This window comes from Streptomyces sp. NPDC059142, from assembly GCF_042755665.1.
In the GTDB taxonomy this organism is placed as follows: Bacteria; Actinomycetota; Actinomycetes; order Streptomycetales; family Streptomycetaceae; genus Streptomyces.
The window spans coordinates 22,076-28,629 of record NZ_JBHZDA010000093.1 but is presented as its reverse complement, the minus strand read 5'-3'; the positions used below and the strand labels follow the sequence as shown (position 1 = coordinate 28,629).

Annotated in this window: 4 protein-coding genes; all 4 read left to right on the top strand. The window is 65.9% G+C overall.

Translation table 11 applies throughout. The annotated features are described in order from the left end of the window. The first annotated feature begins 111 nt into the window (after window positions 1–111). The 4 genes from ACFXPK_RS26660 to rpoB all read left to right on the top strand — a co-directional run bounded on the left by ACFXPK_RS26660 (window position 112) and on the right by rpoB (window position 6,446). Window positions 112–1,047, top strand: a complete 936-nt coding sequence (locus ACFXPK_RS26660) for a hypothetical protein (RefSeq protein WP_385004573.1) — start codon at window positions 112–114, stop codon at window positions 1,045–1,047. A 247-nt stretch (window positions 1,048–1,294) separates the two neighbouring features. Next, window positions 1,295–1,855 (top strand): 50S ribosomal protein L10, encoded by a 561-nt coding sequence (gene rplJ, locus ACFXPK_RS26655; protein ID WP_385004575.1) that lies wholly within the window; start codon window positions 1,295–1,297, stop codon window positions 1,853–1,855. A gap of 104 nt (window positions 1,856–1,959) precedes the next feature. Next, entirely contained in the window at window positions 1,960–2,343 is a 384-nt protein-coding gene (rplL, locus tag ACFXPK_RS26650; protein WP_329828549.1) for a 50S ribosomal protein L7/L12, read from the top strand. Between the two features lie 620 nt (window positions 2,344–2,963). Next, window positions 2,964–6,446, top strand: coding sequence for a DNA-directed RNA polymerase subunit beta (gene rpoB / locus ACFXPK_RS26645; RefSeq protein WP_385079316.1), 3,483 nt, complete (start codon window positions 2,964–2,966; stop codon window positions 6,444–6,446). Window positions 6,447–6,554: the final 108 nt, after the last annotated feature.

Below are 6,554 nucleotides of genomic sequence, written 5' to 3'. Positions count from 1 at the left end.
CCACCCCCAGCCCGCCCGACCCGGCCCCCCCCGACTATCGGGGTACGAGGCTGTGTCAGACCTGTGCGTTACCGTTCACAGCAGTTGAACGTACGACAAGGGGTGGGACTCATGAACATGTCCGTATGGAAGCGCGGGGGCGTCTGTCTGACCGCGGTGGCCGTGATGACCGGTGTCGCGGGATGCCAGGACGACGGCGGTACGGAGAAGAAGAGCGCCCCGGCGGCCGAGAAGGCCCCGGCGGGGTCCAGCGCCTCCGAGGTCATCGCCGCGGCCTACAAGAAGACCTCCGAGGCCAAGTCCGCCAAGGTCCGGATGACGATGTCGATGCCGGAGTCGGCGGGCGTGGTCAAGGGCGACATCGAGATGTCCGGGGTCATGGGGTGGGACCCGTCCGTGATGGACATGACGATGAAGGGCGACGCGCTGAGCGCCGAGACCTCCGGTCTCTCGGAGATCCGCATGGTCTGGGTCGACAACGTCATGTACATGGACATGGGTGCCGAGGCCGCGAAGGAGATGGAGGGCAAGCGCTGGATGAAGCTCGACATGGCCGCCGCGGCCAAGGCGTCGGGCGACAAGGCGCTGGAGAAGCAGATGACCGGCGGCCTGGAGAACATGAACCAGGACCCGGCCCAGCAGCTCGCCCTGCTGCTCGACTCGCCGCAGCTCAAGCACGTCGGCTCCGAGAAGGTGGACGGCGTCGACGCCGAGCACTACAAGGGCACGCTGAGCGTCGACGAGATGATGAAGTCCAACGACTCGCTCGCCGTCCTCGACGAGCAGGAGCGCACGGCGCTGCTGGACTCGTTGAAGAAGTCGGGCATGGAGACGTACGACACCGAGGTCTGGGTCAACGAGGACGACTACCCGGTGCGGATGGACATCGCCATGAAGACCTCCGAGGGTGCGATGAAGATCTCCACGCGCTACTCGGACTACGGGGCGAAGACGCAGGTCGCGACCCCGCCGGCCGGTGAGACCTTCGACATCGCCGAGATGATGGCGGGCCTGGCGGACGAGGGCGCCGGGGGCGCCGCAAGCTGATTTGCCGTACCGCACAACACTCACGTACTCTTCCCCAGAAGCCAAAGACCGCTGGTCGTTGCCGTGTGCTCGTAAGAGGGTGCGGTGGCCGAAGGATCCGCTAGCTGCGGACGACCTGCGCAGGTGACTGTGGAAAGCTCCCGGATCCCATTCGGTCGAGCTACGCCCCGTGCGCCTGCGCCGGGGCGTTTCGTTTTGCCCAGCCCCTTCTGAGCGGTCCTCATCACCCGGAAGGAGGCCGACGCTCATGGCAAGGCCCGACAAGGCTGCCGCGGTAGCCGAGCTGGCGGATCAGTTCCGCAGCTCGAACGCCGCCGTGCTGACCGAGTACCGGGGTCTCACCGTGGCGCAGCTCAAGGAGCTGCGTCGTTCTCTCGGTGAGAACGCCCAGTACGCCGTGGTGAAGAACACGCTGACCAAGATCGCGGCCAACGAGGCCGGGATCAACACGCTGGACGACCTGTTCGCGGGTCCGACGGCGGTTGCCTTCGTCACCGGTGACCCGGTGGAGTCGGCGAAGGGTCTTCGTGACTTCGCCAAGGACAACCCCAATCTCGTCATCAAGGGCGGTGTCCTTGACGGCAAGGCGCTCAGCGCCGACGAGATCAAGAAGCTCGCGGACCTCGAGTCCCGTGAGGTTCTGCTTTCCAAGCTGGCCGGTGCCATGAAGGGCAAGCAGTCGCAGGCTGCCGCTCTCTTCCAGGCGCTTCCGTCGAAGTTCGTCCGCACCGCGGAAGCTCTTCGTGCCCAGAAGGAAGAGCAGGACGGTGCCGGTACGCCGGCCCCCGTCGAGGCCGACTCCGAGTAATCACGCTCGGTCCCGGGTGATCACACCCGGTCGGTCACAGCGGGCCGGTACGCCCGCGGAACTGTACATACGGCACCAGCCGAATTAGTGGAAGGACCGCCATCATGGCGAAGCTCACCCAGGACGAGCTGCTCGCGCAGTTCGAGGACATGACCCTCATCGAGCTCTCCGGCTTCGTGAAGGCCTTCGAGGAGAAGTTCGACGTCACGGCCGCCGCCCCGGTCGCCGCTGCCGCCGCCGGTGGCGCCGCTGTCGCCGCCGAGGCCGAAGAGGTCCAGGACGAGTTCGACGTCATCCTCACGGGTGCCGGCGAGAAGAAGATCCAGGTCATCAAGGTCGTGCGCGAGCTGACCTCCCTGGGCCTCAAGGAGGCCAAGGACCTCGTGGACGGCGCCCCCAAGCCCGTCGTCGAGAAGGTCGCCAAGGAGGCCGCCGAGAAGGCTGCCGAGTCCCTCAAGGCCGCCGGCGCCTCCGTCGAGGTCAAGTGACCCCGTACGGGTCCGTCACCGGCCGCTGAGGGCCCCGCGAGGGGCCCGGGCGGACCGGCGGCAGTCCCGGCGCCGCAGGGCACCCCACGCGTGGTGCCCCGCGGCGCGGCGTTGACGTGAAGGGCGATCACCCAGTCGGGTGGTCGCTCTTCCGCGTTCCCGCAGGGGCTGCCTTGCTCTTCGGCTGTCGGCGAGTATCGTGATCATCGCCGTGCCGCCGTACGCCCAGTGACCTTCCGCATGGGGTGGGGGGCCTTGACGAACCGCACGGAGCGCGCAATTCTCAGGACGCGTCGTCACAATCGATCCGGATCCGAGGCATGGATCGGTGGCGAAGAGGGCAGTAATGGTGTGCGCCTGCGGCGCGAGGCTTGCAGCGGTTGAGACAAGGGTGTTGAGAACAACGAGGGTGTCGGAAAACCCGCTCTGGACATCAGTGTGCCAAGTGGCTACACTGACCCTTTGCGCTGCCTGTTAGCTGCTCCCTGCCCGTCACCAGGGGCACCCCCTCGCATGAGCATCGGTGAAAGAAAAGCTCTGAACTGGGCTTTCCCTCTCGATGCCCCGCTTGGGACACCGGTACGCGCGTAGTGAGTCCGAGCCCTCGGAAGGACCCCCTCTTGGCCGCCTCGCGCAACGCCTCGACCACGAATACGAACAACGGCGCAAGCACTGCCCCGCTGCGCATCTCCTTTGCAAAGATCAAGGAGCCCCTTGAGGTTCCGAACCTCCTGGCGCTCCAGACCGAGAGCTTTGACTGGCTGCTCGGCAACCCCGCCTGGAAGGCTCGTGTCGAGGCGGCTGTCGAGAGTGGACAGGACGTCCCCAGGAAGTCCGGTCTGGAGGAGATCTTCGAGGAGATCTCCCCGATCGAGGACTTCTCCGGGTCGATGTCGCTGACCTTCCGCGACCACCGCTTCGAGCCCTCGAAGAATTCGATCGACGAGTGCAAGGACCGCGACTTCACGTTCGCCGCCCCGCTCTTCGTGACCGCCGAGTTCACCAACAACGAGACCGGCGAGATCAAGTCCCAGACGGTCTTCATGGGCGACTTCCCGCTCATGACGAACAAGGGCACCTTCGTCATCAACGGCACCGAGCGTGTCGTCGTGTCGCAGCTCGTCCGCTCGCCGGGTGTGTACTTCGACTCCTCCATCGACAAGACGTCCGACAAGGACATCTTCTCCGCCAAGATCATCCCGTCCCGGGGTGCCTGGCTGGAGATGGAGATCGACAAGCGCGACATGGTCGGTGTCCGTATCGACCGCAAGCGCAAGCAGTCCGTCACCGTCCTCCTCAAGGCTCTCGGCTGGACGACCGAGCAGATCCTGGAGGAGTTCGGCGAGTACGAGTCCATGCGCGCCACCCTGGAGAAGGACCACACCCAGGGTCAGGACGACGCGCTCCTCGACATCTACCGCAAGCTGCGTCCCGGCGAGCCGCCGACGCGCGAGGCGGCCCAGACGCTGCTCGAGAACCTCTACTTCAACCCGAAGCGCTACGACCTCGCGAAGGTCGGCCGCTACAAGGTGAACAAGAAGCTCGGCGCGGACGAGCCGCTGGACGCCGGCGTCCTCACCACCGACGACGTCATCGCGACCATCAAGTACCTGGTCAAGCTGCACGCCGGTGAGACCGAGACGGTCGGCGAGAACGGCACCCAGATCGTCGTCGAGACCGACGACATCGACCACTTCGGCAACCGCCGTCTGCGCAACGTCGGCGAGCTCATCCAGAACCAGGTCCGCACGGGTCTGGCGAGGATGGAGCGCGTCGTGCGCGAGCGCATGACGACCCAGGACGTCGAGGCGATCACGCCGCAGACCCTGATCAACATCCGGCCGGTCGTCGCCTCCATCAAGGAGTTCTTCGGCACCAGCCAGCTCTCGCAGTTCATGGACCAGAACAACCCGCTCTCGGGTCTCACCCACAAGCGCCGTCTGTCGGCGCTCGGCCCGGGTGGTCTCTCGCGTGAGCGGGCCGGCTTCGAGGTCCGTGACGTGCACCCCTCGCACTACGGCCGCATGTGCCCGATCGAGACCCCTGAAGGCCCGAACATCGGTCTGATCGGCTCGCTCGCCTCGTACGGCCGGGTCAACGCGTTCGGCTTCGTGGAGACGCCGTACCGCAAGGTCGTCGAGGGCGTCGTCACCGACGACGTCGACTACCTGACCGCCGACGAGGAGGACCGCTTCGTCATCGCGCAGGCCAACGCGACGCTCTCCGAGGAGATGCGCTTCACGGAGCCCCGCGTGCTGGTCCGCCGCCGTGGCGGCGAGGTCGACTACATCCCCGGCGACGACGTCGACTACATGGACGTCTCGCCGCGCCAGATGGTGTCGGTCGCGACCGCGATGATCCCGTTCCTGGAGCACGACGACGCCAACCGTGCCCTCATGGGCGCGAACATGATGCGTCAGGCCGTGCCCCTGATCACGTCCGAGGCGCCGCTCGTCGGCACCGGCATGGAGTACCGCTGCGCGGTCGACGCCGGTGACGTCGTCAAGGCGGAGAAGGAAGGTGTGGTCCAGGAGGTCTCCGCGGACTACATCACCGTCGCCAACGACGACGGTACGTACACCACGTACCGCATCGCCAAGTTCTCCCGCTCCAACCAGGGCACCTCGGTCAACCAGAAGGTTGTCGTCAACGAGGGCGACCGGGTCGTCGAGAGCCAGGTCCTCGCCGACGGGCCCGCCACCCAGCAGGGTGAGATGGCGCTCGGCAAGAACCTCCTCGTGGCGTTCATGCCGTGGGAGGGCCACAACTACGAAGACGCCATCATCCTCAGCCAGCGGCTGGTCCAGGACGACGTCCTCTCCTCGATCCACATCGAGGAGCACGAGGTCGACGCCCGGGACACCAAGCTCGGCCCCGAGGAGATCACCCGGGACATCCCGAACGTCTCCGAGGAGGTCCTCGCGGACCTCGACGAGCGCGGCATCATCCGTATCGGTGCCGAGGTCGTCGCCGGGGACATCCTGGTCGGCAAGGTCACGCCCAAGGGTGAGACCGAGCTGACCCCGGAGGAGCGTCTGCTCCGCGCGATCTTCGGCGAGAAGGCCCGTGAGGTCCGCGACACCTCGCTGAAGGTGCCGCACGGCGAGGTCGGCAAGGTCATCGGCGTCCGCGTCTTCGACCGCGAGGAGGGCGACGAGCTGCCGCCCGGCGTCAACCAGCTCGTCCGCGTCTACGTCGCCCAGAAGCGCAAGATCACGGACGGCGACAAGCTCGCCGGCCGTCACGGCAACAAGGGCGTCATCTCGAAGATCCTGCCGATCGAGGACATGCCGTTCCTGGAGGACGGCACCCCGGTCGACATCATCCTCAACCCGCTGGGTGTCCCGTCCCGAATGAACCCGGGACAGGTCCTGGAGATCCACCTCGGCTGGCTCGCCAGCCAGGGCTGGAAGGTCGAGGGCAACGAGGAGTGGATGGAGCGGCTGAAGTCCATCGGCGCCGACGACGTCGCGCCCGGCACCAATGTCGCCACCCCGGTCTTCGACGGCGCCCGCGAGGACGAGATCTCGGGTCTCTTCGAGTCGACGATCCCGAACCGCGACGGCGAGCGGATGGTCAAGGGCTCCGGTAAGGCCCGGATGTTCGACGGCCGCTCCGGTGAGCCGTTCCCCGACCCGATCTCGATCGGGTACATGTACATCCTCAAGCTCCACCACCTGGTCGACGACAAGCTGCACGCCCGCTCGACCGGCCCGTACTCGATGATCACCCAGCAGCCGCTGGGTGGTAAGGCTCAGTTCGGTGGCCAGCGCTTCGGTGAGATGGAGGTGTGGGCGCTGGAGGCTTACGGCGCCGCGTACGCCCTCCAGGAGCTGCTGACGATCAAGTCCGACGACGTGACCGGCCGCGTGAAGGTCTACGAGGCCATCGTCAAGGGCGAGAACATCCCTGAGCCCGGCATTCCCGAGTCCTTCAAGGTGCTCATCAAGGAAATGCAGTCGCTCTGCCTCAACGTGGAGGTGCTGTCCTCGGACGGTATGTCCATCGAGATGCGTGACACGGACGAGGACGTCTTCCGCGCGGCGGAGGAGCTCGGTATCGACCTGTCCCGGCGCGAGCCGAGCAGCGTCGAAGAGGTCTGACGGGTTCGCCGGCCGGGTCACCGATACGGGCGGGTCGACCCGGAACCGGTAAGAAAAATTATTTATATGTGTAGTTTAAAAAAAAGAATCTTAAGACGATGTTTTTGG

Excerpts from the sequence above, each read along its gene's own strand:
- ACFXPK_RS26660 (WP_385004573.1), top strand. The coding sequence starts at position 112 with ATGAACATGTCCGTATGGAAGCGCGGGGGCGTCTGTCTGACCGCGGTG.
- rplJ (WP_385004575.1), top strand. The coding sequence starts at position 1,295 with ATGGCAAGGCCCGACAAGGCTGCCGCGGTAGCCGAGCTGGCGGATCAG.
- rplL (WP_329828549.1), top strand. The coding sequence starts at position 1,960 with ATGGCGAAGCTCACCCAGGACGAGCTGCTCGCGCAGTTCGAGGACATG.